Origin of the sequence: Microbacterium testaceum StLB037, from assembly GCF_000202635.1 — a bacterium.
GTDB lineage: Bacteria > Actinomycetota > Actinomycetes > Actinomycetales > Microbacteriaceae > Microbacterium > Microbacterium testaceum_F.
Map to the genome: position 1 here is coordinate 1,511,432 of NC_015125.1, position 26,242 is coordinate 1,537,673.

Genomic DNA, 26,242 nt, shown 5'->3' on the forward strand with positions numbered 1-26,242 from the left:
GCGTGTCAGCCCGGGCGTGTCGCGCGGCGCTTCCGCCACCCGGGGGCCTGGGTGACGGGCGGTGGGGCGCCGGGGCGCCGGGGCGCCGGGGCGCCGGGGCGCCGAACGTCAGTCGATGGGGTGCGCGGCAGCCGAGCGGTGGTGGCGGATGACCTCGGCCACGACGAAGTTGAACCACTTCTCGGCGAAGGCCGGGTCGAGATCCGCGTCCTCCGCCAGACGCATGAGCCGGGCGATCTGCTGTTCCTCACGAGCGGGGTCGGATGCCGGCATCCCGTGCTTCGCTTTCAGCACGCCCACCTGCTTGGTGCACCGGAAGCGCTCCGCGAGCAGGAAGATGAGCGCAGCGTCGATGTTGTCGATGCTGCCCCGCAGGTTCTGCAGGATCGTCGTGGGGTCGGCGTCCGTCATGTGTCCTCCCGGAATCGCTCCGAGACTATCGCGGCGGGGCAAGAGCGGACACGTCCTCTCAGCGGACCCCTACAGTGTGACCATGAGCCGATCGACGCGCCCCGACCCGACCGCCGAGGGCGCCGACGCCGGTGAGCCCACCTCGCGTGACCGCCCCGTCTGGTCGGCGATCTCACGCCCCTATGCCGCGGGCTTCTTCTTGACCCTCGGCGGGCTCACCGCGATCCTTCTCGGACTCGCGCTCTCGAGCCTGTCGACCGTGCTCATCTACATCGCGATCGCGCTGTTCGTGGCCCTCGCCCTCGACCCCCTGGTGCGCATGCTCGTGCGCCGCGGGATCTCTCGCGCGTGGTCCATCGTCATCGTGTTCGGCGGACTCGCGGTGATCCTCGCCGCGGCGCTCTGGCTGCTGATCCCGCCGGTGGTGCGGCAGGTGGAGCAGTTCGTCGGCGACATCCCCACCTTCGTCAACGACCTCATCGACAGCGACGCCGTGCGCTGGGTCGAGTCGAACTTCGGCGACAGCCTGGCCGGCGTGCTCAAGGAGGTGCAGAGCTTCGTCACCAACCCGACGAACATCGCGGCCATCGGCGGCGGCCTCCTGCAGGTCGGGATCACGATCGGCACCTTCATCTCCGGCGCGATCATCGTCCTCGTGCTGAGCCTGTACTTCCTCGCCGCCCTCCCGAAGATGAAGAACAGCCTCGTTCGCCTGACCCCGGCGCGCAGCCGCGCGACGGTCTCCGACATGACGGGCCAGATCACCGATTCGGTCGGTGGCTATCTCGCCGGCATGGTCGTCCTCGCCCTGTGCAACGCCGTGTTCGCGTTCATCGTGCTGACGATCCTCCAGCAGCCCTTCGCGGCCCTGCTCGCCGCGCTCGCGTTCGGCATCACGCTCATCCCGCTCGTCGGTTCGGTGCTGTTCTGGGCGGTCGCGACGGTCTTCACATTGATCGTGAGCCCGACCTCGGGACTCATCTTCGCGATCGCCTACCTCGTCTACATGCAGATCGAGGCATATCTCCTCACGCCGCGCGTCATGAACCGGACGATCTCGGTCCCGGGCTCTCTCGTCGTGATCGGCGCGCTCGTCGGCGGAACGCTACTCGGCCTTCTCGGCGCCCTCGTCGCGATCCCCGTCACGGCCTCGGTCCTGCTGATCATCAAGCAGATCGTCATCCCGCGACAGGATGCCAAGAAGTAGCGCTCACGCCAGCACTCGGGCCGGGACCGTCGAGGCCGCAGCCCACGCCAACGGCTCCGGCACGCCCGCGGCGATCGCCGTCGCGACGGCCCGGTCCATCGTGAGCGTCGAGCCGGCGAGGGTGTCGGTCCCCACCAGCACGGGTCGCGCATCGCGCACCTCGACGTCCAGCCCGCCCAGCCGGTAGACACCGTCCCCGAGCCCCGTCGCCGACATCGCGTCCGTGACGAGCGCGACGCGGTGCGGAGCCGCGTCGAAGAGCGTCCGCATCACCACCGGGTGCACGTGGACGCCGTCGGCGATGACCTCGAGGACGACATGGTCGCGCGCGAGCGCGGCACCCACGGGCCCGGGTGCGCGGTGCCCGAGTCCCGGCATGGCGTTGAACGCGTGCGTGAGGAGGCTCGCTCCGCGGTCGAACGCGGCGGCGGCGGTGTCGTAGTCGGCCTCCGTGTGGCCCACCGCGACGGCGACCCCCGCCGCGACGAACCGATCGATCGCCTCCGTCGCGCCGGGGAGCTCAGGAGCGATCGTCACCGCGCGCACGATCCCGTTCCCCGCCTCGATCAGACGCTCGGCAGCCTCCGCCGACGGCACGGTCAAGGCCTCGGGGTCGTGCGCGCCGCGACGGCCGTGAGCGAGGAACGGTCCCTCGAGATGCACGCCCGCGACTCCGGGCACCCGAGGGAGCACCCCCGCCAACTCGCCCAGTCGGCGCGCCATGCGGTCGACGGGGGCGCTGACGAGGCTCAGGAGAAGGGTCTCCGTGCCGTGCGCGCGGTGGTGCTCGACGGCGGCACGCACGCCGTCGATGTCCGCGTCGTCGAAGCCGTGTCCGAGCGCTCCGTGGCAGTGGAGGTCGACGAACGCGGGCGCGGCAGGCGGTCCGGAGAGGGTGCTGACGGGCGGGTGGTTGCGCGAGGGCATGGCGCCCACCGTAGTGCAGAGATCTGATCTATCGACCGTTCGCAACCGCGACGGCGGCTCCGCCCGCCGCGGCGAGACGTGCAATGATCTCGTCACCGCGTCCCCCATCGAAAGCAGCGGAATGAGCGCGCCCTACCCCCACCTCACGTCGACGGGCGGCGTCTTCTCGCTCATCCGCGACGGCCTCGCGCGATCGCGTTCAGACCTCTCCCGCCTGACCGGCCTCGCCCCCTCCACGATCACGCTGCGCGTCGACGAGCTTCTCGGCCTGGGCGTCGTCGAGGAGGCCGGAGAAACGGCATCCCGAGGTGGCCGTCGTCCGCGCAAACTCGCCCTCGCCCGCGACGGGCGGGTCATCGCCGGAATCGACCTCGGCGCCGCGCACGCGACGATCATCCTCGAGGATCTCCGGGGTGGGCGGGTGGCCCGTCATCGGATGAGTCTCGACATCGCCCGAGCTCCCGAAGTGGTGCTGCGCGGCATCCATCGAGAAGTGCTCGCCCTGGTGGAGGCCGCCGCGGAGCCGGTCACTCTCGCGGGCATCGGCCTCGCCGTCCCCGGGCCGGTGGGCGTCCCGGACGGGCGGATCATCTCGCCTTCGCGCATGCCGGGGTGGAACGGCATCGACGCCTCCGCGATCCTCGGCGGCATCGCGGGCGTTCCGGTGCGCTGCGAGAACGACGCCAATGCGATGGCCCTGGGAGAGCACATCGCCGACGGGCGCCGCTCGGCGAACATGCTCGTCGTCAAAGCCGGATCGAGCATCGGCGTCGGCATCATCGTCGACGGCACCCTCTACCGCGGGGCCACCGGAGTGGCCGGCGACATCACCCACATCGCGGTCGCCGGGTCGACCGTGGCCTGCGTGTGCGGGCGGGTCGGGTGCCTGGATGCCATCGCCGGCGGCCGCGCGATCGGCGAGGCGATGACAGCGGGCGGAATCCGCGTGGACGACGTGGCGCAGCTGGCCGACCTGGCCCGGGACGGCCATCCGCTCGCGACGCGCCTGCTGCGCGAAGCCGGGCTGCGCACGGGCAGCGTGTTGGCGACCGTCGTCGGGTTCTTCAATCCCGAACGTCTCGTCCTCGGCGGGATCATCGCCACGACAGACGCATTCGTCGCGGGGGTGCGCTCGAGCATCTACGACCTGTGCCTGCCGCTCTCGACCTCGTCGCTCGACGTCGCGGCCTCGGTCGAGGGCTGGGACATCGGGGCCCGAGGGGCGGCTCTCCTCGTGCGCGACGAGCTGTTGTCCGCGGCATCCATCGATGCGCTGACGCGCGCACGGTCGTGACTTCTTTCACCGTTTGAAACCAAAAAGGTGACTTCATCCGATCTGTGTAACAGGTCAGTTACGGAATGAAGCCAAGCTCCTCGGCGCCGTTAGCTTCTCCCCAAGACCCATTCATCCGATGTCTCCAGGGCTGATACGCCGGACCCGACCTCCGCAGCCCGCACCCGAGAGGAAACCTCATGCACAAGAAACGGATCGCCTTCGCGGGCCTCGTCGCCGTCACGGCGATGGGCTTCACCGCCTGCGCCTCCGGAGGCAGCGCAGCCGACGGCGGCAAGACGACCATCGTCTGGAACATGTGGGCCGGTGACACCGCGTCCGAGCAGAAGCTCAAGGACCAGATGGCCGTCGCCCAGAAGCTCGTCGGCGACGACATCACCATCGAGCTCCAGACCGCGCCGTGGGCCGACTACTTCACGAAGCTCAACACGAACATGGCGTCGGGCAAGGTCGCCTGCGTCACCGGCATGAACGGCCAGCGCCTCGCCGGCTACACCGAGGTGTTCGACGAGCTCACCGACGACGACCTGTCCACGATGGGGATCTCGCGCGACGCCTACAACCCGGGTGCGCTGAGCGTCATGGAGAACGGCGGCAAGCTGTACGGCCTCCCCTACGACACCGCTGCGATGCTCCTCTTCTACAACGCCGACCTCTTCGCCAAGGCCGGCGCCCCGCTGCCGACCAACGACTGGACGATCGACGACTTCGAGAAGGCCGCGAGCGAGATCACCGCCAAGGCCGGCGCGAAGGGCTTCGCCGTCTCGGTCGACGAGTTCCAGTGGCTCTCGCTGCCGATGGCCGAGACGGGCCTGCAGCCGGTCGACGACTCGGGCAAGCTCGACCTGACCAACCCGAGCTTCGTCGAGGCGGCCACCCGCTACGGCGACCTCGTCACCAAGCTCGGCGTCTCGGACGCCGTCCCCTCCGCCTCCGACTCGGCGTGGACCACCACCCAGTTCGAGAACGGCAAGGCCGCGATGATCATCGAGGGGACGTGGATGGCATCCACTCTCACCGCACCCGACCTCGGCTTCTCGGCGGGCGCGGTGCGCATCCCGCGCGGTTCCGACGGCGCGTACGGCGTCGCGCTCGGCTCGGGGTACGGCATCGCCGCGAACTGCGAGAACAAGGAAGCCGCCCTCAAGGTGCTCGGTGCCCTCTCGAGCCCCGACGTGCAGTCCGTGATCGCTCAGCAGGGCGGCTACCCCGCGCAGCTCGCCAGCCAGCCGGAGTTCTTCACCGCGCTCCCGGATGCCACGCGCGACAACCTCACCCAGGCCTTCACCGCCGCATTCGAGGGTGCGGTGTCGCAGCGCGTGACCGATCAGTGGACGCAGGTCGCGACCGCGATGCCGAACGAGCTCGTCAGCGTCTACACGGGCCAGGCGACCATGTCGTCGGTGCTCGACGGTCTCGAACAGCGTTTCGGTAAGTAAGCCCCTCGGGGAGGCGGCGCCGCTCGGCGCCGCCTCCCCCCTTCTCCTTCGAGGTACACCGCCATGAACGCGAGCCGCACCGACTGGTTCGTCCACGACCGCTTCGGGATGTTCGTCCACTTCGGGCTCTACAGCGTCGCCGCCCGGCACGAGTGGGTCCAGAACTACGAGCGCATCGAAGCCGCCGACTACGCGCGGTACGCCCGTTTCTTCGACCCCGACCTCTTCGACGCACGCGCCCTCGCGCGTCAGGCCCGTGAGGCCGGCGCCCGCTACGTCGTGCTCACCGCCAAGCACCACGAGGGCTTCTGCCTGTGGAACACGGCGACGACCCCGTTCAACGCCGTCGAAGCCTGCGGCCGCGACCTCGTGCGCGAGTACGTCGACGCCCTGCGCGCCGAGGGACTGCGCGTCGGCCTCTACTTCTCGCTGCTCGACTGGTCGCACCCGCACTACACGATCGACCGGCACCACCCCCAGCGCGGTGCCGCCGACGTCGCCGAGCGCAACGCCGCGCGCGACATGGCCGTGTACCGGGAGTACCTGCATGCCCAGGTGCGTGAGCTGCTGACCGGATACGGCCCTCTCGACTACCTCTTCTTCGACTTCACCGAACCCGCGGAGGAGGACGGCCTCCCCGGCAAGTCCCCCGAGGACTGGGATGCCGAGACCCTCCTGGCGATGTGCCGGGAGCTGCAGCCCGACATGATCGTGAACGATCGCCTCGGCATCCCCGCCGATCTCGTCACCCCCGAGCAGTACCAGCCCGTGCGCCCCTTCGAGCGCGACGGCGTCCCCCTGGTGTGGGAGGCGTGCCAGACGATCAACGGCAGCTGGGGCTACCACCGTGACAACCACGACAGCAAGAGCGCGGCCCTGCTGGTGCGGATGCTCGCCCGCTCGGTGGCCCTGGGCGGAAACCTTCTCCTGAACGTCGGCCCGACCGGACGCGGCGAGATCGCCCCGCGCGACGCCGTACTGCTGTCCGAGGTCGGCGACTGGATGACCCGGCACGCGGATGCCATCCGCGGCGCCGCCGCGTCGAGCTTCACGGCCCCGTCGGGAGTGGTCTACACCCAGCGCGGCGACCGCCTCTACGCGCACCTGTTCGACTGGCCCTTCGGCCTACTCCACCTCCCCGACCTCGCCGACCGCGTCGCCTTCGCGCGCTTCCTCGACGACGGCTCCGAGGTGCTGCTCGAAGAGATCCCCGCAGGCCAAGAGGCGTTCAACCTCCAGCCCGCGGCCCCCGAGCCGGGGACCCTGACGCTCAAGCTCCCCGTCCAGCCTCCGTCGGTCGCGCTGCCGGTGATCGAGCTGTTCCTGCGGGCCTCCTCATGACGAAAGGTCACCGGATGGTCACCGAATCCTCCATCGCCCCGCGGCGACGCAACACGATCGAGCGGAGGGAACGCCGTCAGGCACTCGGCTTCATCACCCCGGCCGTGCTCGGTCTCGCGGTCTTCACCGTGCTGCCCGTGGGACTCGCGATCGTGATGAGCCTGTTCGACTGGCCGATCTTCGGCAAGCGGGCGTTCGTCGGTTTCGACAACTACGTGACGCTCCTCACCTCATCGCCCGACTTCTGGCCGGCGCTGCGCAACTCCGCGGTGTTCACGCTGCTCTACGTGCCGCTGAACCTCATCGTGGCGCTGGGACTGTCGCTGCTGCTCGGCCCCCGCATCCGCGGTCGCGCCGTCTTCCGGGTGCTGTTCTTCATCCCCGTGGTGACGCCGATCGTGGCGAGCGCGCTCATCTGGCGTCTCGTCCTGCAGCCGGATGGTCTGCTCAACGGCATGACCGTCTCGCTCTTCGGCTGGGAACTGCCGAACTTCCTCGTCGACCAGAACTGGGCGATGCTCGCCGTCGTCGCGATGAGCGTGTGGGCGGGCATGGGCTACAACATGCTCGTCCTCACCGCGGCCCTCGAACAGGTGCCCACCTCCGTCGTCGAGGCCGCGCAGATCGACGGGGCCCGTGGCATCCGTCTCATCTGGCAGGTGATCATCCCGCTCATCTCGCCCGCGATCTTCTTCGCCGCGGTGATGACGATCATCTCCTCGATGCAGGTCTTCGCCCAGCCGCAGCTGCTCACCGGCGGCGGGCCCGGCACGTCCACCGTGCCGCTGGTGATGTTCATCTACAACACCGGCTTCAAGTTCCAGGACCTCGGTCTCGCCGCCGCGGGCGCGTGGATCCTGTTCGTCATCATCATCGGCATCACGGCGCTGCAGTTCCGGGCGCAGAAGAGGTGGGTGCACTATGAGCACTGAGACCCTGCGACAGACCCACCGCCCGACTCCGCTGTCGCCCGCGACCGCCGTCGACGGCCCGCGCGGCGGCCGACGCGGCCGGCGGCGCGGCCAGCCGGCCTCCCGCGGCGAGCGCCTCGGGCTGATCGGCGCGTACATCGCCGTGATCGTCGCGGCGGTCATCTTCGCCGCTCCGCTGATCTACGCGTTCTTCTCGGCCCTGAAGCCGTCGAACGAGGTGCTGCTCGCGCCTCCCACGCTGATCGGCAGCGAGGTGCGCTGGCAGAACTTCCTCGAGGTGTTCAGCTTCGCCCCGTTCCCGACCTACATCGCGAACTCGTTCCTCGTCTCGATCGCCGGGGTCCTCGTCGTCCTCGTCGTCTCGTCGACGGCCGGCTACGCCTTCGGGCGTCTGCGCTGGCCCGGGCGCGACATCGTGTTCGTGCTGTTCCTGGGCACCCTGATGGTTCCGCAGGAAGTGCTGGTCATCCCGATGTTCGTCGTCATGCAGTGGTTCGGGTGGGTCGACACGTACCAGTCGCTCATCTTCCCCTGGGCCTTCACCGCCTTCGGCACCTTCCTCATGCGGCAGTTCTTCCGCGGCATCCCGTTCGAACTCGAGGAGGCCGCGCGCATGGACGGCGCCGGTCCCGTCCGCACCTTCCTGCAGGTGATCCTCCCGCTGGCTGGCTCGGCGCTCGCGGTGCTGGCCGTGTTCACCTTCCTCAACTACTGGAACAGCTACCTCTGGCCCCTCGTGACCGTCAACGACTACAACGCCCTCGGAACCCTGCCCATCGGTCTCGCGAGTTTCGCGACGCAGACCGGAACTCGGTGGGACCTGCAGATGGCGGCGACGATCATCTCGATGATCCCCACCACGATCCTCGTGATCGCCCTGCAGAAGCACCTCGTCAAGGGCATCGCGACGTCGGGTCTGGGCGGGCGATGACCGCGCGACCGCCCCGCATCGTCATCGCCGGGATGGCGATCGAGTCCAGCGCGTACGCCGCCCACCGCGCCGGTCACGACGACTTCGTGGTGCTGCGCGGGAGCGAGGTGCTCACGCGGTACCCGTTCCTCGCTCCCGGTACGCCTCTGGGCGACGCCGCCGAGTGGATCGGCGTCTTCTACGCCCGCTCCATCCCCGGCGGACAGGTGCGTCGCGAGGTCTACGACGACTTCCGCTCACGGATCGTCGACGGCCTCGCCGCGGTCGGCGACGTGGATGCCGTGTACCTCGACGTCCACGGGGCGATGGGCGTCGAGGGCATGGACGACGCCGAGGGCGACCTCGTCGAGGCCGTCCGCACGGTCGTCGGAGCGCGGCCGTTGATCGCCGCCCCGATGGACCTGCACGGCAACGTCTCGGAACGCTTCGCCCGCGCCGTCGACCTGCCGACGTGCTTCCGCCTCGCCCCGCACGAAGACGCCGACGACACCCGCGAGCGCGCGGCGCGGACCCTGCTCGAGTGGGTGGGCCGCGACGAGCGCCCGGCGCGCGCCTGGGTGCGAGTGCCGATCCTGCTGCCGGGGGAGAAGACGTCCACGCGCGTCGAGCCCGCGAAGAGCCTCTATGCCCGCCTCGACGAGGTGGAGCGGATGCCGGGCGTCACGGACGCGTCCATCTGGATCGGCTACGCGTGGGCGGACGAACCCCGCTGCCATGCGACGGTGATCGTCAGCGGCGCCGACCCGGCGACCCTCACGACCGAGGCCGAGACGCTCGCCCGCGCGCTGTGGGACGCCCGCGAGGACTTCTCGTTCGTCGGGCCGCCCGGCTCGCTCGCCGAGGGGATCGCCGCGGGACTCGCGCACCGCGCCACCGGCGGGGCGCGGCCGTACCTCGTGAGCGACTCCGGCGACAATCCGGGTGCCGGCGGCTCGGGCGACGTGACCTGGACGCTGCACCAGCTGCTGGCCGACGAGCGTCTCACGGGCGCCACGGATGACCTCACCGTCGCCGTCGCCTCGATCTTCGACCCGGCTGCGGTGGCCACCCTCGACGACACCGACGTGGGAGCGCCGGTGGACGTCGAGGCGGGAGCCCGCGTCGACGACCGTGTCAGCGGACCGGCCCGTATCGCCGGCGTCCTGGTCGGTCGATACGACGACCCGGTCGCCGGCCGCGTCGTCGTCATCCGGGTCGGCGCCCTGCGGGTGATCGTGACCGAGCGCCGCAAAGCGTTCCACGCGGTCGACGACTTCCGCGCGATCGGGATCGACCCGCTCGCCACCGACATCCTCGTGACGAAGATCGGCTACCTGGAGCCCACGCTGTACAACGTCGCCGCGGGCTGGACGCTGGCCCTCACGCCCGGCCCGGTGGACCAGGACCTCGTGCGTCTCGGGCACCACCGCATCGGGCGGCCGATGTTCCCCTTCGACGCGTTCGACACCGACCCCGACCTCACGGTGACGGTGCTGCGATGACGGCCCTCGAGCTGGCGGTACAGGATGCCGCGGGCATCCGCGTCGCGGCCGAACTCGGTGTCGACCGGATCGAGCTGTGCTCCGCCCTGTCTCTCGGCGGCCTGACCCCCTCGGCGGGTCTCATCGCCGCGGCGGCGGACTCCGGCATCCCGACCCACGTGCTCGTGCGACCGCGCGCGGGGGACTTCGAGTACGACGACGCCGAGCGCGCCGTGATCGTGGACGACGTCCGCCGGGCGTGCCTGCACGGCGCGACCGGGGTGGTCGTCGGGGGGCTCCGCGACGGGCGCGTCGACGAGGCGCTGATGTCGCGCATCGTGGCCGCGGCCGACGGCGCTCCGGTCACCTTCCACCGAGCGTTCGACAACCTGTCCGACCTCGACGCCGGCCTCGACCGCCTGACCGCGCTCGGTGTCACCCGCGTGCTCACCTCGGGCGGGGCGGCTCGCGCCGAGGAGGCGCTGCCGGTCCTCGCGCGCCTGGTGAGCCGCGCGGATCACGACATCGAGATCATGGCGGGCAGCGGCGTACGCTCCGACAACGTCGAGCGGATCGCCGCGACCGGCGTCGACGCCGTTCACGCCTCCGCCAAGCGCACCGTCACCGGCCGGCCGGGGGTCGCGCTCGGCTCGGCGGCGACCGACGGCGGTGGGTACGAGACCGTCGATGCCGACGAGGCGCGCCGCCTGCTCGGCATCCTGCGTTCGACCGAGGAGGCGAGATGACGCTTCTTCTGGGAGTGGACAACGGGGGCACGCGGGTCAAGCTGCTGCTCGCGCGCGAGACCGACGGACGGCTCGAGCACGTGCGCACGAGCGACGCGCCGACCCCGCGCGGACCCGCGGCGATGGACGAGCTGGCCACCCTGACGCGGGCGTTCCTCGCCGACGACCGAGCCGACGCGTTCGGTCTCACCGTCGCGGGAATCCTCGACGAGGCATCCGGCGTCGTCTCCACGAGCGCGAACATGCGCTGGCTCGAGGGGCTCGCGCCCGCTCGCGAGCTGTCGGATCGACTCGGCATCCCCGGAGAGGCCGTCCAGGACGGCGTCGCCACGGCGATCGCGGAGGCGGTTCTCGGCGCCGGACGGGGAGCCGAGGACGTGTTCGTGCTGGCCCTCGGCACCGGCATCGCCGGCGCTCACGTCGTCGACGGATCGGTGCGCAAGGGCGCCCACGGCGGCGCGGGAGAGATCGGCCACATCGCCACGGGCGGAGACGAGATGTGCACCTGCGGGCAGTCGGGATGCCTCGAGTCGGTGCTGGGCGGCACGCGCCTCGGCGCCCGCTGGGATCGCGCGCGCGGGGTCGACACGCAGTCGACCGCCCTCGACGTGGTCCTCGCCGCCGAGCGCGGGGACGGCACCGCGCGCGCGATCCTGGACGAGGCCACCACGGCTCTCGCCAACGGGCTGCTGAGCGTGATGGCGATGATCGACCCCGGGGTGATCGTCATCGGCGGCGGGCTGTCGAACTCCCCCGCCTGGATCATCGACCCCGCGATCGAGAAGGCCCATCGCCGCGCGACCTTCCACGCGGTTCCCCCCATCATCCGCGCGCAGCTCGGGTCGTGGGCCGGGGCGTGGGGCGCCGTGCTGACGGCGGGGCACAGAATGGAGCTGGTCTGATGGCCGAAGTGGTGATCACCCGGAGCGCGGACGAGGCGTCTGCGCTGGCCGCCGACCATGTCGCGCGGGCGATCGCGGCGCAGCCGCGTCTCGTCCTGGGCGTGGCGACGGGCTCGACCCCCGAGAGGTTCTACCGGCACCTGGCCCGGCGCATCGCGGAGGACGGCCTCGACACCTCGGGGGTGAGGGCGTTCGCGCTCGACGAGTACGTGGGCCTTCCCGCCGACCACCCGGAGTCGTACGCCGCCGTCATCGAGCGGACCGTGACCACGCCGCTCGGTCTCGACCCGGCGCACGTGCACGTGCCCGACGGCCGCGCGGCCGATCCGTTCGCCGCCGCCGCCGCGTACGATCGCGCGATCGACGAAGCGGGCGGAGTCGACATCCAGATACTCGGCATCGGGCGCAACGGCCACATCGGCTTCAACGAGCCCGGGTCCTCGCTCGGTTCCCGCACGCGCGTGAAGACGCTGGCCGCCTCGACCCGCGAGGCCAACGCGCGCTTCTTCGCCGACCCTGCCGACGTCCCCGTGCACTGCATCACGCAGGGCATCGGCACCATCCGCGAGGCCCGGCACCTCCTCCTGCTGGCGTTCGGCGCCGACAAGAGCACCGCGCTGGCCGGTGCGGTGGAAGGCCCCGTCTCGGCGAGCCTGCCCGGCTCCGCGATCCAGCTGCACGCGCACGTCACGGTGCTGGCCGACGAGGACGCCGCGCAGCAACTGACGCTGGCGGATGCCTATCGCGAGGCGTGGGCGCTCAAGCCCGCCGCGCAGGGGTTCTGACGTCGACGACCAACGCGCGGGAGGACCGGGGCGCATGCGCTCCCGGCCCTCTCGCGTCGGTCAGATCGAGCGCCGGTGGCGCCGACGGGCGATGACCATCGCGACGAGCCCCAGGACGAGCACGCTCACCCCGAGGCCGAGCGCCACGCGGGTCGCCCGGTCGTCCTGACCCGTCACCGCCAGGGGCGGGGTCTGCGGAGACGACACCCCGGGTACGGCCACCGTCACCTGCGCGGTGACCTCTCCGCCCGGGACCATCAGCGCGACGGTGTGCACTCCGGCTTCGGCGTATGCCGGGACCGTGAACACCCCCGAGGCCGTGCCGTCGGCTCCGACCGTGAGCGTCCCGAGACGCGCCGGCGTCGAGCGGAACTCCACCGCGAAGACCGTTCCCGGGTTCGCGCCCGTCACCGAGACCGGCAGCTGTCCGCCCGGAGCGACCTGCGCGACGCCGATGTGCACCACCTCGGATCCGGTGAGCGTCCCCGTCGGGTCGGTTCCAGGGTCCGTACCTGGATCGGTCCCGGGATCCGTCGGCTTCGCGGGCACGGCGACCTCGGCGACGTCGGACACGTTCCCGGCGACGTCCGTCACCCGCACGCGCACCGTCGTCGCGGCATCCCCGACGGAGACGCTGCCGGTCGCGGCCGTCCACGGCCCCTCGCCCAGTCGGTACTCGACGACGGCGACTCCCGATCCTGCGTCGGAACCCGTGGGGGCCACCGTGCGCGACGGCGCGTTCCATCCGACGTCGGCGGTGGGCTTGGTGGCATCCCGTTTCACCTCCACGCCGACAGGGTCGGAGGTGTTGCCGGCGGCATCCCTCGCACGGAAGGAGACGGCGGTGACACCGTCGGCCGCGATCTCCACGGGCGCCGTGTACCCCGCCCAGTCCCCGTCGCCGACACGCACCTCGACGACAGGGGCGTCGTCACGGTCGTCGATGGCGGATGCCGAGACGGCCACCGTGCCGGTGTACCAGCCGCTCGCGGGAACGATCGGGTCGACCGCGGTGGTCACGACGGGCGCCTGCGTGTCGGGAACCGGGGTCTCCGGCTGCTCCCACACCTGCCATTCCTTGATGCCGACGCTGCCCTTGCCCTCGACCGTCCCGACAGGGTCGAGCTTCAGACGCAGACGCGTGGTGGAGACGGGGTCGAAGGTCACCGTGTTGTAGGTGTTCTTCGCCGTTCCGTACGCGCCGGCGTTCTTGACCGGCACCCACGCCTCGGTCGACGCGTCCCAGTACTCCGCGCTCCACGTCGCGGGGACGTCGATGCCGAGGCCCTGCGCGTCGAGGTTCGAGACGAAGTACACCCCCAGCTCGCCGATCCTCACCGGCTCGGTCCAGTCGTACTGCACCCACTGGTCGGTCACGGCGGGCCAGACACCCCACACGTTCGCGTTGTCGTTCGGGGTGACGTCGCCCGACGACGTCGGCTGGACGTTGTCGTTCAGCCCCGTGACCTTGTTCCATCCGGCGGTTCCGGATGCCGTGGGCGAGGCGAGCAGCGCGACGTTGCGCTTCTGCGAGCCGTTCGCTTTCGGGATCGTCCGCTCGACGACCGACGAGACGTTGCCCGCCGCATCGGTCGAGCGCACCTGGACCCTCGTCTCGTCGAGGCCGATGAGGACCGAGCCCGTCAGCGCCTTCCAGTCGCCGGAGTCGCCCAGGCGGTACTCGATCGACGCGACGCCCGATCCGGCATCCGTCGCCGACGCCTTGACCGTGCGGGCGACCGCGTCGGTCACGACCTCGACGGCCGGGGCCGTGGTGTCGATACGCACGGTCTGCTCGGCCACCGGCGAGGTGTTGCCCGCCGCGTCCGTGGCCCGAGCCTGCACGACGTGCGCTCCGTCGCCGGTCACCGAGACGGTACCCGTGTAGGCGGCCCAGGCGCCGGCATCCAGGCGAACCTCGATGCGCGGAGAGGCGTCCTGATCGTCGCGGGCCGTCACGTCGACGGCGACCGCCTGCGTGTACCAGCCCGAGCCGGGGGCCGCGGGCGACACCTGGAAGGCGACCGTGGGCGCCTTCGTGTCGTCCCCGCCGCCGCCCACCGTCACCACGGCCGACGCGGCCTTGGTTCCGGGCAGATCGCTCTGCACGGTCCCGGCGACCGTGAACTGCCCGGGAGCCGCGTACGACGAGGCGTCGACCGCGTCCCACGTGACCGGCAGGTCCTCCCGCGAGCCGTCGTTGAACAGCACGCCCACGGTCTTGGGCAGCGCCGGCGCGACACCCGGCCGGGTGCGGCTGGTCACGGCATCCACCTGGTTGATCTGACCGGGGGCGGTCGCCCGCACCCACACCGTCGCCTTCGCCGACACGGGGGAACCGGGCACGATGCCCGACACCGGGAAGCTGCCCTCACCGGCGACCTGGGCGTCGGTGACCTCGGCCCATGTCACGGGAAGGTCGGCGTGACTGCCGTCCGAGTAGGTGGCATCCACCGTCGCCGGCAGCTCCGGCTTCGTGCCCACCCCGGTGCGGACATCGATCGGCTCGATCGCGGTCGGGGCGTCGGCGAACACCTTGAGCTCGCTCACGGCGACCGCGGCGTACGGGCCCGTGCCGGCCGCCTCGAGCACGACGCGCAGGCGGGTCGTGGTGACGGCGTCGAAGGTCACGGCGTTCGCGGCGTCGCGCTGCACGGTGTACTCGGACGGGTTCGACACGTCGGCCCAGTCCGAACCGGTCCAGTACTGCGCCTTCCAGCCCTTCGGGACGTTGACGCCGTTCGGAGAGGACGGGTCGGTCTGATCGCTCCAGAACGCGATCTCCGCCCCGGCGACGCGCTGCGGCGTCTTCCACTCGTACTGCAACCACCGGGTGGCGGGGTGGTTGCCCGACCAGGTGCCCCAGATGTCGCTCTGGCTACCACCCGTGAACAGCACCTTCCCGTCGTTGACGGCGTTCACGTTGTTCCAGCCCGCGGTGTACTCCGCGGTGGGCGTCGCCTCGGGAGCGACGTTCGTGCCGGCCGTGACCGGCTCCCCCTGCACCGTCACGTCGGTCTGCGACGTCTTCTCGCCGTCATCCGCCGTCAGGCGCAGAACGTACTCGCCCTTGTCCGAGAAGCGCGCGGTCGTCGACGCCGCGGCGGCGTCGTCGAACAGCACCGTCGCCCCCTCCGGCGCGCTCACGACGCTCCAGCGCGACGACACCTCGCCGGAGGGCAGCCCGTCGTCCTTCACGGTGCCGACCAGCGCGGCCGCACCCCCCACGGAGGCCTGGCGATCCTGCCATGCGGTCACGAGCGGAGCCTGATTCGTGGATGCCGGAGCGGCGACGCCCGTGTGGAACACCTGCAGCTCCTTGACCCCGGTCCGCGCGCCCGACGCATGCGTCGCGGTGAGGCGCACGGCGTCGCCCGTGACCTCCGGGAACTGCACGAGGTTGTAGTTCGCCCGCGGGTACGCGGGGGTGCGAGCCTGCGACGGGATAGTGGACCACTGCCCGTTCCGACGGACCTCGAGGGTGTAGACCGCGGGCTCGGCGTAGCCGGGAGCGGTGGCCGACGAGGAGCTGGCGTAGAAGTAGGTGCGGATGTCGTCGAAGGTCTTCTCCCCGCCGAGCTCGACGGTGAGGGAGTCCTTCGCGTTCGGCGACCCCGCGGTTCCCCAGAACGGCTCGTTGACGGTCGTGCCGTCGACGGCGCCCGTCGGTTCGCGGCCGGGCGCCGAGAAGGTCGCGGTGGCCGATGCGGCGAGGTTCGCGCTGCCCGTGCTCGCGCTGCGCACGTCGGCACCCGCCTTGGCGAACAGGTCGACGACGCGGGCGTCGTCCGAGAAACGCACGTCCTGCGGCGCCTGGACGGAGGATGCCGTGGCGGTCGTCACCTTCGCGTCGCCCGTGACGACCTGGACCGTACCCGTCGCCGGGTCGTAGACGACGTGCGAGAGCTTGTCGACCGTGAAGGCCAGCTTGCCGTCGAGGAACACGGAGTAGCCCTCGGGGACGTCGTCGCCGTAGTACCGCGTACCGCCGGGCGCGTCCCACGTGACCGTGAGATCGCGATCGCGGTAACGGATGTTGTTCGCGGTGAAGTGGTCCCAGCCGATGTCGATCGGGTCGAGCTCGATCTTGGCGTCGTCGCGGGTGCGCACGCCCATGGCATCCTCGATCATCGTGAAGTTCGTCGCACCGAGGATCGTGTGGTGGATCCATGAGCGGTAGTCGATCTTCTGCGGGTCCGCCGAGCCGTTCGCCCAGAACTCGTTCTGGTCGGGCAGGCGGTTGTCACCGCCGTTCTGGTAATGCGCCCAGGCGTTCCAGTAGAGGAGCTTCTTGTAGGACTCCGCCGTGATCGCGTCCGTCGGGTAGTCGCGCAGGACCTTCGACATCATCCGGAACATCACGGTGGAGTTGATGACCGAGAAATTGTTGCTGCCCTGCCCGCCGGTGGCGTTGTAGGCCGCCTGATCGGCCTGGTTCGCGGTGTAGAAGGGGAAGATCGGGTACTGCTTGTCGTCGGCGAAGAGGCGGAGCGCCTGGACGTAGTCGTCGTTGTAGTCGGCGTCGCCCGGCTTCGGTACGAGACCGACGGTGAACGGGTAGTAGTTGTTGATCTCCTTCCACGGCACGTGCTCACCGTCACTGGCCATCGCGTGCTCGAGGAGCTTGGTGTCGGGGTTCCAGAGCACCTTCATGACCTGCGTCTTGATGTTCTGCGCGAATGCCTCCATCTCGTCGGCCTTCGCGGTGTCGCCGGCCGTGCGGTACGCCTGGGCGGACGCGAGGGCGTTGGAGTAGAGGTACGCGTTCTCGGCGCGGTCCTGGTAGCCGGGCTTCCAGTGGAACGACACGGCATCCGCGTCGTTCCCGGTCATCGCGCCCCAGTTGTATTCGATGAGGCCGTTCTTGTTGAAGTCGTACGCGTTGACGAGCCCCTTCACGTCGTCCTCCGCGTACGTCGCGAGGTTCTTCGCGATCGCCGTCGGACCGCCGTGCAGCTCGTACGAGCGCCACGCGGCCTCGGAGATGTACTGCGTGTAGCTGTTCGACCAGTTGGCGGGGTCGCCCGGGTTGTCGACGAACTTGTCGCTCTTGCTCGTCTCGCCGGTGGAGACCCAGGGGCCGTACGAGTAGATCGGATCGCGGAAGTACTTCAGGTCGTCGATGAACATGCCCGTGGTGAGCACGATCGAGTTGTTGTACCCGAGAGCGCCCTCCACGGCGACGGGGAACTGATACGTGTTGCCGGGCATGTCGGCGTCGAGGAAGTTGTAGCGCATCAGCCACCAGCGGTAGAAGAGCGTCGTGTCGATGTTGTCCTCGGGGGTGTCGAGGTACGGGACGTTCTCGGCCCACCACCGGTTGTAGGCGGTGACGTGCGCGGTGTACGCCTCGCCGGCCGACTGCGCGCGCGTGGCGTCGTACTCCGTGCGCGAGGCCTCGATCTCATCGGTGACGAGGCCGAGCTGCAGCTTCGCGGTGGCCGAGCCGTCCGCCGGTACCGAGAGCGTCCGCGTCAGAGTCTCGCCGGCGGGCACGAAGCCGTCACCCGAGAAGCGGGGCGAGATCCTCGTGAGGTCGTTGAGCGCCTCGACATGGCCGACGAGCTCGTCGCCGTCGACGGTCGCGGCATAGGGGGAGGATGCCACGAGCTCGACGTCGACCGCGTCGCCCGTCGCGTGCACCTCGAGGTTCGTCACCAGGACGTTCGCGTCGGTGATGAACTTCGTCTGCACGACCTCGAGGCCGCCGCCTCGGTGGACGCTCCGCCAGTAGCTGGGCGTCTGCTTGCGCTGCGCGACGTCTTCGGTGAGAGCGACCTCCGCACCGCCGACGCGGGCGGTGATCGTGTACCCGGAGCGGCCGTCGATCGCCTCCCAGTACGCGAGCTGCCCGCCGAAACCGAGAGCGGACGGGTCGTGCTCCTTCATGAAGGCCGCACGACCGCGCGTGAACAGCCACTGGTTGTTGTCGCCGAAGCTGCCCGCGTCGCCGGTGCGCGCGAGCATCTCGTCCATCCAGAAGTCCTTCGCGGGGCTCGTGCCCGCGCCGGCCGCCACATCGGCGTCGAAGATCCTCCGCAGTTCGTTTCCCGGGGTGTACGTGACGCCGGTGTCGGGGACGGGGTTCGGGCTCCCCGAGAAGGTCGGGTACCCGATGTCGGTGTTGGCGGCGTGCGCCGGCGCGGCCACGAAGGCCGTCGCCAGCAGCGTCGCGATCGCCGTCGCGGCGATCACGGAGCGCCCGACGCGATGGGGGATCGTCGGTGTGCAGTCCACGGTGTCTGTTCCTCTCGGCGCTGCTCGTCGATGAGCAGCGTGTGCGTGGCTGGCACGCTAGCGAGAGCCGGGAGAGTTTCGCAATGGTTTTCGGCAATTTCGAAAGATCAACGAAAACGGCGTGGAAGACCGCTCAGCGGTGCGCGATCGTCGACCCGCGGATGATGAGCTTCACGGGCATCTGATGCGTCCCCGAGCCGACGTCGACGCCGTCGATGGCGTCGAACACGCGCTGCGCGGCCTGACGACCGAGCTGCTGCAGGTTGGCGTTGATGCTCGTCAGCGGCGGCCGGGCGTTCTGCGTCAGCAGCTCCCAATCGTCGTAACCGATGACCGCGAGATCACCCGGCACGTCGCGCCCGAGGTCGCGAGCCGTGTCCAGCACGCCCCGAGCGATCTGGTCCGATCCGCAGAACACGGCGTCGACCTCCGGATGCCGCTCCAGCAGCATCGCGGCGGCGTCACGGCCCCAGTGCTCATTCCACGCGGCGAACATCGGCTCGCCGACGAAGTCGAGCCCGGCGGCGGCCAGGGCCGCACGCGCCCCGGCCAGACGATCCTGCGCGGCCGCATAGGACGGGTCTCCCGAGATGTGGGCGATACGCCGTCGCCCGCACGCGAGGAGATGCTCCACGGCGAGACGACCGCCGGAGTAGTTGTCCGGCGTCAGCGAGAGGTCGCGGGGATCGTCCGACGGCGAATACGCGTAGACGACGGGGACCGGCAGCTCCTGTCCGAGGGACGGCCGCGGGTCGGTCTGCCGCCCCACGACGATGATGCCGTCCACACGACGACTCAGCAGGGCCCGCAGGTGATGCTGCTCGCGGATGGCGTCGCCCCGCGCATCGCACAGGAAGACGTTGATCTGCCCGGCACCGAAGGCATCCTCCGCGCCCATGAGGATGGGGATCACGAAGCGACCCTCGAGGTCGTTCGTCAGCAGGCCCACCGTGCCGGTGCGACCCGCGAGCAGCCCCCTCGCCATCGCGTTGGGGGTGAACGCGAGTTCGGCAGCGGCCTCCATCACACGCTTGCGCGTTCCCGCGGCGACATCGCCGCGACCGTTGAGGGCCTTGGAGGCGGTGGCGATCGAGACGCCGGCGCGACGCGCGACGTCGCTCAGGGTGGCGGCGCGCGTGGCATCGGCGGTCATCGGAATCCGTTTCTCGTTCGTAACCATTTGCCGTCTTGACGAATCGGCGGTACTCACGTTACCGTCCCGAAAGGGATTTCGGTACTTTCGATATCCCGCCCTGTACAGCGGTGCCGACCCCGAATGTCGCATCCGCTCAATGAAGAGCTAGATGTGCTGCCCAGGCAGGTTGGTCAATCTGCTGATGGGTGGGTGGCTTCCGATTGCGGTGTGGGGCCTGTGGTGATTGTAGGAGTGCAGCCAGGCCGGGAGCGCGTTTCGGCGGGCTGATTCGGAGTTGTAGTGCCGGGAGTAGGCCCAGCCCTCGGCGAGGGTGCGGTGGAAGCGTTCGATCTTGCCGTTGGTCTGCGGCCGGTAGGGGCGGGTGCGTTTGGGGTGGATGCTGAGCTCGGCGCAGGCGTCGCGCCAGGCGAAGGACCGGTAGGCCGAGCCGTTGTCGGAGAGGACACGTTCGACGGTGACGCCGCGTGCAGCGAACCAGCCGACGGCTCGGCGTAGAACGGCGATGGCGGTGGCGGCGGTTTCGTCGTCGTGGATCTCGGCGTAAGCGACGCGGGAGTGGTCGTCGATGACGGTGTGGACGAACGCGGTGCCCGTGATCATGTCGCCGGCGATGCCGCGTTTGCCGGTGTGTTTGGCTGTGATGGCGCGGTTGCGGTCGCCCTGGAAGCGGCCGACGTATCGCCAGCCGCCGCCGTCGGGGATGTTGCCGAGCTTTTTGACGTCGACGTGGATCATCGAACCGGGGTGTTCGTGTTCGTAACGGCGGGCGGGTTCGCCGGTGCGGACATCGACGTGGCTGAGCCGACCGGGGTGTTCGTGTTCGTAACGGCGGGCGGGTTCGCCGGTGCGGACATCGACGTGGCTGAGCCGATTGATGTGGCAACGGGTGAGAACGGCGTGAACAGTCGACGCGGGCATCCCGAGCCGGGCGCCGATCCCGACCGGCCCCAGCCGCTGCTTCCATCGCAGGTGCACGACCTTGCGAACCAGCTGCCGCGGGGTCTTGCTCGGACTGCGATGAGGCCTCGAGGAACGATCGTGCATACCCTGTTCGCCCATTTCGACGTACCGGCGAGCCCACCGCTCCGCGGTGCGCCACGACACCCGGAAATGGGCCGCCGCCGCAGCGACAGACCAGCCGTCATCGACGACCTGCCGGGCGAGTCGAAGGCGTTGGCGCGGTGTCAGAGCAGCGTTAGCGTGGGTCACGAGGACCTCCTTGGTCATCGAGTGCGGGAACTAGACAGCTCCACTCTCGACCGGGAGGTCCTCACCCGTCCATCGCGTCACACCTCAACCAACGTCCCTGGGCAGCACAGCTAGAGGAGATTGCAATGACCCCATCCCGGCGCCGCTTCGCCCTTCGGGCAGCGACGGCCATCCTGGCCGCAAGCGCTCTCGTCGGCGGCCTGGCCGCGTGTTCCGGCGGTTCCAGCACCGCCGCTCCCGCCGACATCCCGGCGGAGGGCACCGACGACGGCGCGACCCTGACCCTCTGGACGCGCGCTCCCCTCGAGAAGCAGGCCAAGGACCTCGTGGCCGCGTACAACGCGAGCCACAAGAACCAGGTCGAGCTGACCGTGGTCCCGAACGACGACTACGTCGCGAAGGTCGGGGCGGCGGCGGGCTCGGGCGGATTGCCCGACCTGTTCGCGGCGGACATCGTGTACGTGCCCAACTGGGTGCAGCAGGGTCTGTTCCAGGATGTCTCGGCGCAGATCGACGGCCTGTCGTACAAGTCCTCCATCAACCAGGGACACCTCGACGCGGGCACGCTCGACGGCAAGGAGTACGTGCTCCCGTTCGTGCTCGACCTCTCGGTCATGATGTGGAACAAGGACCTCGTCAAGGAGGCCGGTCTCGACCCCGAGAAGGCCCCCGCCACGATCGACGACTTCGCCAAGACGGCCAAGGCCGTGCAGGCGCTCAACAAGCCCGGTGTCTCGGGAACGTCCACCGGACTCAACTGCGGTGGATGCCTGCTGTTCACCTGGTTCCCCTCCGTCTGGGCATCGGGCGAAGAGGTGCTGAACGCCGACGGCACGCAGTCCCTGCTCGACAACGACGCCGCCAAGAAGGTCTACTCCACGTGGAAGGACCTGAACGCGTCGGGTGCCGTCGCTCCCGGCTCGGCCGACGAGACCGGCGCGACGTGGGTCGCGGGCTTCCAGGAGGGCAAGGTCGGCATCATGCCCTTCCCGGCCACCCTGCTGCCGAGCCTGACCTTCGACGCGGGCGTCTCGGGCATCCCCGGTGTCAAGGGGGGCGAGTCCACGTTCGTGGGTGGTGACGGAATCGGTATCTCCAAGGACTCGAAGCAGTCGCCGCAGGCGTGGAACTTCCTGTCGTGGCTGACGTCCGAGGACGCGCAGGTCGGTGTTCTCGCCAAGGGCGGGAGCACCGTCTCGCGGTCGGACCTCGCCGACAACGAGTACGCGGCGAAGGACCCGCGCCAGGTCGCCATCAACGAGGTCGCCGGCAAGGGCAAGACGCCGGTCGCACTGAACTTCCAGCAGGCGTTCAACGCCCCGGGAAGCCCCTGGCTCACTCTCGTGCGCAACGCCGTCCTCCAGGGAACCAACACCGTCGACGCCGACAACGACGAGATCACCGCGGTCCTGTCGCAGTAACCCCGCGGGGGTGCCGGGCGGCTCACCCGGCACCCCCCTCCCCGGAAGGAACACCCGTGGCTCTCTCCTCCCCCACTCGGCGCTCACGCTACGCGCGCTCGGCGCTCGGCGGACCCGTCCAGGGCTGGCTGTACGCCGCACCGACGGCCCTGTTCGTCGTCGCGCTCTTCGTCATCCCCCTCCTCCTCGTCCTGCAGATGTCGGGCTCGGAGTGGCCCCTGCTCCGGGGCAACATGGGCCCGAACTTCCCCGAGAACTTCGCCGATGCCCTGAACCACCGCCTCTTCTGGGAGTCGGTGCGCTTCACGCTGCTGTACACGGTGATCACCACCGTCCTGCTGATCGGCCTGGGCCTCGGGCTCGCGCTCCTCGTGCAGGAGTCGACCCGGTGGAAGGGCTTCCTCCGCACGGCATTCCTCCTGCCCAGCGCACTCGGACTCGCCTCGGCGTCGCTGCTGTTCTACGTGCTCTACTCCCCCATCGCCGGTCCGTTCGCCGGGCTCATGCAGTCGTGGGGCATCACCTTCCTGGGATCGCCCGACGGGGCGCTCTGGTCGACGGTGTTCCTCATCGTCTGGCGCTTCGCGGGGTTCTACATGCTCCTGCTGCTCGTCGGGCTGCAGGGGATCCCGGAGGACATCTACGAGGCCGCGCGGATCGACGGCGGCTCCCGCTGGCAGATCTTCCGGGACATCACCGTCCCGCTGCTCCGGCCCACCTTCGCCCTCACCACCGTCATGTGCGTGACGGGGTCGCTCCTGGCCTTCGACCAGTTCTACATCCTCACCAAGGGCGGGCCGGACAACAGCACGATGACCGTCGTGCAGCTCATCTACAACATCGCCTTCCAGGGGCAGAACAGCCTCGGCATCGCCGCCGCGCTGTCGGTCATCATCCTGCTCGCCCTGGTCGTCATCAACGTCGTGCAGCTGCGCGCGTTCCGTCGCCCCGAGGAGTCCTGAGATGGCCCTGACCGCCGCTCCCTCACCCGCCGCCACCACGAGCACCCGCACAATCGTCGCCCCCGGCTCGCGCGCGCGCCGCCGTCCGAACGGTCGCCTGCTCGGAGGCATCCCCTCGACCGTGTTCATGGGGGGACTGGCGATCATCTTCCTGTACCCCCTGGTGTGGACCGGGGTCGCCTCGGTGAGCCCGCAGGCCGGCACGAGCCAGTCCGACGGCTGGGGCTTCGGCAACTACGCCACCCTCGCCTCCTTCCAGTCCGGGATCTGGGTATACCTGGGCAACTCGCTGTTCGTGTCGTTGCTCACCGTCACCCTGACGCTGCTCGTGTCGTTCCTCGGGGGCTACGCCTTCGCCCGCTTCTCCTTCCCGGGGAAGAACCTGCTGTTCCTCCTGGTGCTGGCGATCCTGATGGTGCCCTACGCCACGCTGCTGATCCCGCTCTACGTCATCCTCAACGCCGTCGGACTCCAGAACTCGCTCGTCGGTGTGGCTCTCGTGCTGACGATGTTCCAGCTGCCGTTCTCGATGTTCATGATGCGCATCTCGTTCGAGTCGGTGCCCCGCGAGCTCGACGAGGCGGCCCTCGTCGACGGGTGCACGAGCTTCGGCGCCCTGTGGCGCGTGCTGCTCCCGGCGGTCAAGCCGGGCCTCATCACGGTGGGCCTGTTCGCGTTCCTCACCGCCTGGAACGACTTCATCGCCCCGCTGATCCTCATCAACGACCAATCGCGCATCACGCTGCCCCTCGCGGTCGCGAACCTGCGCGGCCAGACCATGGGCGTCATCGACTACGGCGTCACTGAGGCGGGCGTCGTCGTGCTCGCGCTGCCGTGCATCGTCCTGTTCCTGATCCTCCAACGTCACTACGTGCGCGGCTTCATGTCCGGCGCCTTCAAGGGATGACCATGTCGACCACCCTCCCCTCTCGTCCGCTCGACCCGGACACGGCGCGTACCGTCGCCGCTCCCGTCCTCCCGACCCGCTCTCGTCTGCGCCCCCTCGGCCTCGGTGACGTCCGCATCACCGGCGGGTTCTGGGGCGAGCGACAGGGCGTCAACGCCGCCCACACGCTCGACCACATCCTCGGTCGTCTCGAGTCCGAGGGATGGCTGCCGAACTTCGATCGCGCCGCCGCAGGAACCCTCCCGGCGGGTCGCCGGGGACGCGAGTTCAGCGACTCCGAGGTGTACAAGTACCTCGAAGCCACCGCGTGGGAGATCGGTCGCAGCGACGATCCCGCGCTCGAACGCACCTTCCGCGACATCGTGGCGCGGGTGGCGGCGGCGCAGGAGACCGACGGCTACCTCAACACCGAGTTCGGGCGCCCCGGGCAGCAGCCGCGGTGGTCCGACCTGGAGTGGGGGCACGAGCTCTACTGCCTCGGCCATCTCTTCCAGGCGGCCGTCGCCCGCGAGCGGACGAGACCGGGTGCCGACGACGGGCTGCTCGCGATCGCACGACGCGCGGCGGATCTCGTCTGCGACGTCTTCGGACCCGACGGCATCCCCGCTTTCTGCGGCCATCCCGAGATCGAGGCGGCCCTCGTCGAGCTCGCCCGGGTCACGGGTGACACGCGCTACGCCGCCCAGGCCGCGCTCTTCGTCGAGCGACGCGGGCACGACACGCTCGCCGACATCGAGTGGGGTCGCCGGTACTTCCAGGACGACATTCCGGTGCGCGAAACGCGAGCCCTCGGCGGGCACGCCGTGCGTGCCAACTACCTCGCCGCGGGCGCGGTCGATGTCGCCGTGGAGAACGACGACGACGCGCTGCTCGCCGCCCTCCGTGGCCAGTGGGCCCGCACGCGGGGACGCCGCACGTACATCACCGGCGGCCAGGGCTCGCACCACCAGGACGAGGCGTTCGGCGACGACTGGGAGCTCCCGCCGGACCGCGCCTACTCCGAGACGTGCGCGGGCATCGCGTCGGTGATGTTCTCGTGGCGCCTTCTCCTGTCGGAAGGGGATGCCACGTACGCCGACCTGATCGAGCGCACGCTCTTCAACGTCGTCGCCACCTCCCCCGCCGCGGACGGGCGCAGCTTCTTCTACGCCAACACGCTGCACCAGCGGGTCCCCGGCGTGGTTCCGGATCCTGACGCGACCTCCCCGCGCGCGTCGTCCTCGCTCCGGGCGCCGTGGTTCGAGGTGTCGTGCTGTCCGCCGAACGTGGCCCGCACGCTCGCCAGTCTCGACGCCTACGTCGCCACGGCCGACGCCGACGGCATCCAGATCCATCAGTACGCCCCGGCCGAGATCCGGACGACTCTCGAGGACGGCCGCGAGATCGCGTTCGACGTGGCGACGCACTACCCCGCCGACGGCGTCGTTCGCGTCCGGATCGCCGCCGACGCCGACGAGGCCTGGACCCTGTCCCTGCGCGTGCCGGGATGGGCGACGGGCGCGCTCCTACGGGTCGACGGCGCGGACGGGCGCAGCGAGTCGCTGCCCGCCGAGCCCGGCTGGGCGCGGGTGCGCCGGGCCTTCCGTACGGGAGACGTGGTGCAGCTCGACCTGCCGATGGCGCCGCGCGTCGTCGTTCCCGACCCGCGCATCGACGCGGTCCGCGGCTGCGTCGCCGTCGAGCGGGGGCCGGAGGTGTGGGCGCTGGAGTCGGTCGACCTCGCCGAGGGGGCCGACGTCGGCGACGTCGCCCTCGCCTCCGACGCGTCCGTGGTCGAGAAGGACGGCCGCGTGTGGGTGCAGCTCGCGCACCGCGCGCCCGTCGACGAGGGCTGGCCGTACGCGCCCCCGACCCCCGCGGCCACCGGCGACGCGGAAGCAGTGGCCCTCGTGCCCTACCACGACTGGGGCAACCGCGGCCCGTCCACGATGAGGGTCTGGATCCCGACCGCGTGACCACGGGACGGAGCTCGCTC

At 70.1% G+C, this 26,242-nt stretch carries 19 protein-coding genes; 14 read left to right on the plus strand and 5 right to left on the minus strand.

The window, feature by feature from the left end:
• Nucleotides 1-108: 108 nt before the first annotated feature.
• Entirely contained in the window at nucleotides 109-411 is a 303-nt protein-coding gene (locus MTES_RS06955) for a chorismate mutase (protein WP_013584515.1), read from the minus strand.
• Nucleotides 412-493: 82 nt separating this feature from the next.
• On the opposite strand from MTES_RS06955, the gene MTES_RS06960 reads away from it, so the two are divergent.
• Nucleotides 494-1,618 carry an AI-2E family transporter gene (locus tag MTES_RS06960; RefSeq protein ID WP_148272829.1) on the plus strand — a complete coding sequence of 375 codons (1,125 nt, stop codon included), beginning with the start codon at nucleotides 494-496 and terminating at the stop codon, nucleotides 1,616-1,618.
• Between the two features lie 3 nt (nucleotides 1,619-1,621).
• Here the strand turns inward: MTES_RS06960 and MTES_RS06965 are convergent, their stop codons facing one another.
• Nucleotides 1,622-2,545 carry an N-acetylglucosamine-6-phosphate deacetylase gene (locus MTES_RS06965; RefSeq protein ID WP_013584517.1) on the minus strand — a complete coding sequence of 308 codons (924 nt, stop codon included), beginning with the start codon at nucleotides 2,543-2,545 and terminating at the stop codon, nucleotides 1,622-1,624.
• 121 nt (nucleotides 2,546-2,666) lie between these two features.
• Here MTES_RS06965 and MTES_RS06970 point away from each other — a divergent pair, with 121 nt between their 5' ends.
• From MTES_RS06970 to MTES_RS07010, 9 genes are all read left to right on the plus strand, one after another.
• On the plus strand, nucleotides 2,667-3,839 hold the full coding sequence (locus MTES_RS06970; protein WP_013584518.1) for an ROK family protein: 1,173 nt from the start codon (nucleotides 2,667-2,669) through the stop codon (nucleotides 3,837-3,839).
• 179 nt (nucleotides 3,840-4,018) lie between these two features.
• The gene (locus MTES_RS06975; protein ID WP_013584519.1) at nucleotides 4,019-5,278 is read left to right on the plus strand and encodes an ABC transporter substrate-binding protein; all 1,260 of its coding nucleotides are present in this window, start codon (nucleotides 4,019-4,021) and stop codon (nucleotides 5,276-5,278) included.
• 63 nt (nucleotides 5,279-5,341) lie between these two features.
• Nucleotides 5,342-6,619: an alpha-L-fucosidase gene (locus tag MTES_RS06980; protein WP_013584520.1), complete on the plus strand. Its 1,278-nt coding sequence runs from the start codon at nucleotides 5,342-5,344 to the stop codon at nucleotides 6,617-6,619.
• Nucleotides 6,620-6,633: 14 nt separating this feature from the next.
• On the plus strand, nucleotides 6,634-7,551 hold the full coding sequence (locus MTES_RS06985) for a carbohydrate ABC transporter permease (protein WP_013584521.1): 918 nt from the start codon (nucleotides 6,634-6,636) through the stop codon (nucleotides 7,549-7,551).
• On the plus strand, nucleotides 7,541-8,482 hold the full coding sequence (locus MTES_RS06990) for a carbohydrate ABC transporter permease (protein ID WP_013584522.1): 942 nt from the start codon (nucleotides 7,541-7,543) through the stop codon (nucleotides 8,480-8,482). The genes MTES_RS06985 and MTES_RS06990 overlap by 11 nt, the downstream gene beginning before the upstream one ends.
• Nucleotides 8,479-9,963 carry a M81 family metallopeptidase gene (locus MTES_RS06995; protein ID WP_013584523.1) on the plus strand — a complete coding sequence of 495 codons (1,485 nt, stop codon included), beginning with the start codon at nucleotides 8,479-8,481 and terminating at the stop codon, nucleotides 9,961-9,963. Before MTES_RS06990 ends, MTES_RS06995 begins: the two co-directional genes overlap by 4 nt.
• Nucleotides 9,960-10,688 carry a copper homeostasis protein CutC gene (locus tag MTES_RS07000; RefSeq protein WP_013584524.1) on the plus strand — a complete coding sequence of 243 codons (729 nt, stop codon included), beginning with the start codon at nucleotides 9,960-9,962 and terminating at the stop codon, nucleotides 10,686-10,688. Before MTES_RS06995 ends, MTES_RS07000 begins: the two co-directional genes overlap by 4 nt.
• Nucleotides 10,685-11,590 (plus strand): ROK family protein, encoded by a 906-nt coding sequence (locus tag MTES_RS07005; RefSeq protein WP_013584525.1) that lies wholly within the window; start codon nucleotides 10,685-10,687, stop codon nucleotides 11,588-11,590. Before MTES_RS07000 ends, MTES_RS07005 begins: the two co-directional genes overlap by 4 nt.
• A complete protein-coding gene (locus tag MTES_RS07010) occupies nucleotides 11,590-12,375 on the plus strand; it encodes a glucosamine-6-phosphate deaminase (RefSeq protein WP_013584526.1) in 786 nt (261 codons plus the stop codon). The genes MTES_RS07005 and MTES_RS07010 overlap by 1 nt, the downstream gene beginning before the upstream one ends.
• Nucleotides 12,376-12,435: 60 nt before the next feature.
• On the opposite strand, the gene MTES_RS07015 is transcribed toward MTES_RS07010, so the two are convergent.
• The 3 genes from MTES_RS07015 to MTES_RS07025 form a co-directional block, all read right to left on the minus strand.
• Nucleotides 12,436-18,612 (minus strand): OmpL47-type beta-barrel domain-containing protein, encoded by a 6,177-nt coding sequence (locus tag MTES_RS07015; protein WP_013584527.1) that lies wholly within the window; start codon nucleotides 18,610-18,612, stop codon nucleotides 12,436-12,438.
• Nucleotides 18,613-18,745: 133 nt separating this feature from the next.
• Complete coding sequence (locus tag MTES_RS07020) at nucleotides 18,746-19,765, minus strand: LacI family DNA-binding transcriptional regulator (protein ID WP_013584528.1); 1,020 nt, start codon at nucleotides 19,763-19,765, stop codon at nucleotides 18,746-18,748.
• A gap of 147 nt (nucleotides 19,766-19,912) precedes the next feature.
• Nucleotides 19,913-20,977 (minus strand): IS481 family transposase, encoded by a 1,065-nt coding sequence (locus MTES_RS07025; RefSeq protein WP_043362360.1) that lies wholly within the window; start codon nucleotides 20,975-20,977, stop codon nucleotides 19,913-19,915.
• Nucleotides 20,978-21,102: 125 nt separating this feature from the next.
• Between MTES_RS07025 and MTES_RS07030 the strand changes: the two genes are divergently transcribed.
• The 4 genes from MTES_RS07030 to MTES_RS07045 are packed head-to-tail and all read left to right on the plus strand — an operon-like array spanning nucleotide 21,103 to nucleotide 26,222.
• Nucleotides 21,103-22,398, plus strand: a complete 1,296-nt coding sequence (locus MTES_RS07030) for an ABC transporter substrate-binding protein (RefSeq protein ID WP_013584531.1) — start codon at nucleotides 21,103-21,105, stop codon at nucleotides 22,396-22,398.
• A gap of 56 nt (nucleotides 22,399-22,454) precedes the next feature.
• Nucleotides 22,455-23,360 carry a carbohydrate ABC transporter permease gene (locus tag MTES_RS07035; protein ID WP_043361151.1) on the plus strand — a complete coding sequence of 302 codons (906 nt, stop codon included), beginning with the start codon at nucleotides 22,455-22,457 and terminating at the stop codon, nucleotides 23,358-23,360.
• 1 nt (nucleotide 23,361) lies between these two features.
• Complete coding sequence (locus MTES_RS07040) at nucleotides 23,362-24,267, plus strand: carbohydrate ABC transporter permease (RefSeq protein WP_013584533.1); 906 nt, start codon at nucleotides 23,362-23,364, stop codon at nucleotides 24,265-24,267.
• 2 nt (nucleotides 24,268-24,269) lie between these two features.
• Nucleotides 24,270-26,222 carry a glycoside hydrolase family 127 protein gene (locus MTES_RS07045; RefSeq protein ID WP_013584534.1) on the plus strand — a complete coding sequence of 651 codons (1,953 nt, stop codon included), beginning with the start codon at nucleotides 24,270-24,272 and terminating at the stop codon, nucleotides 26,220-26,222.
• The last annotated feature ends 20 nt before the right edge of the window (nucleotides 26,223-26,242 follow it).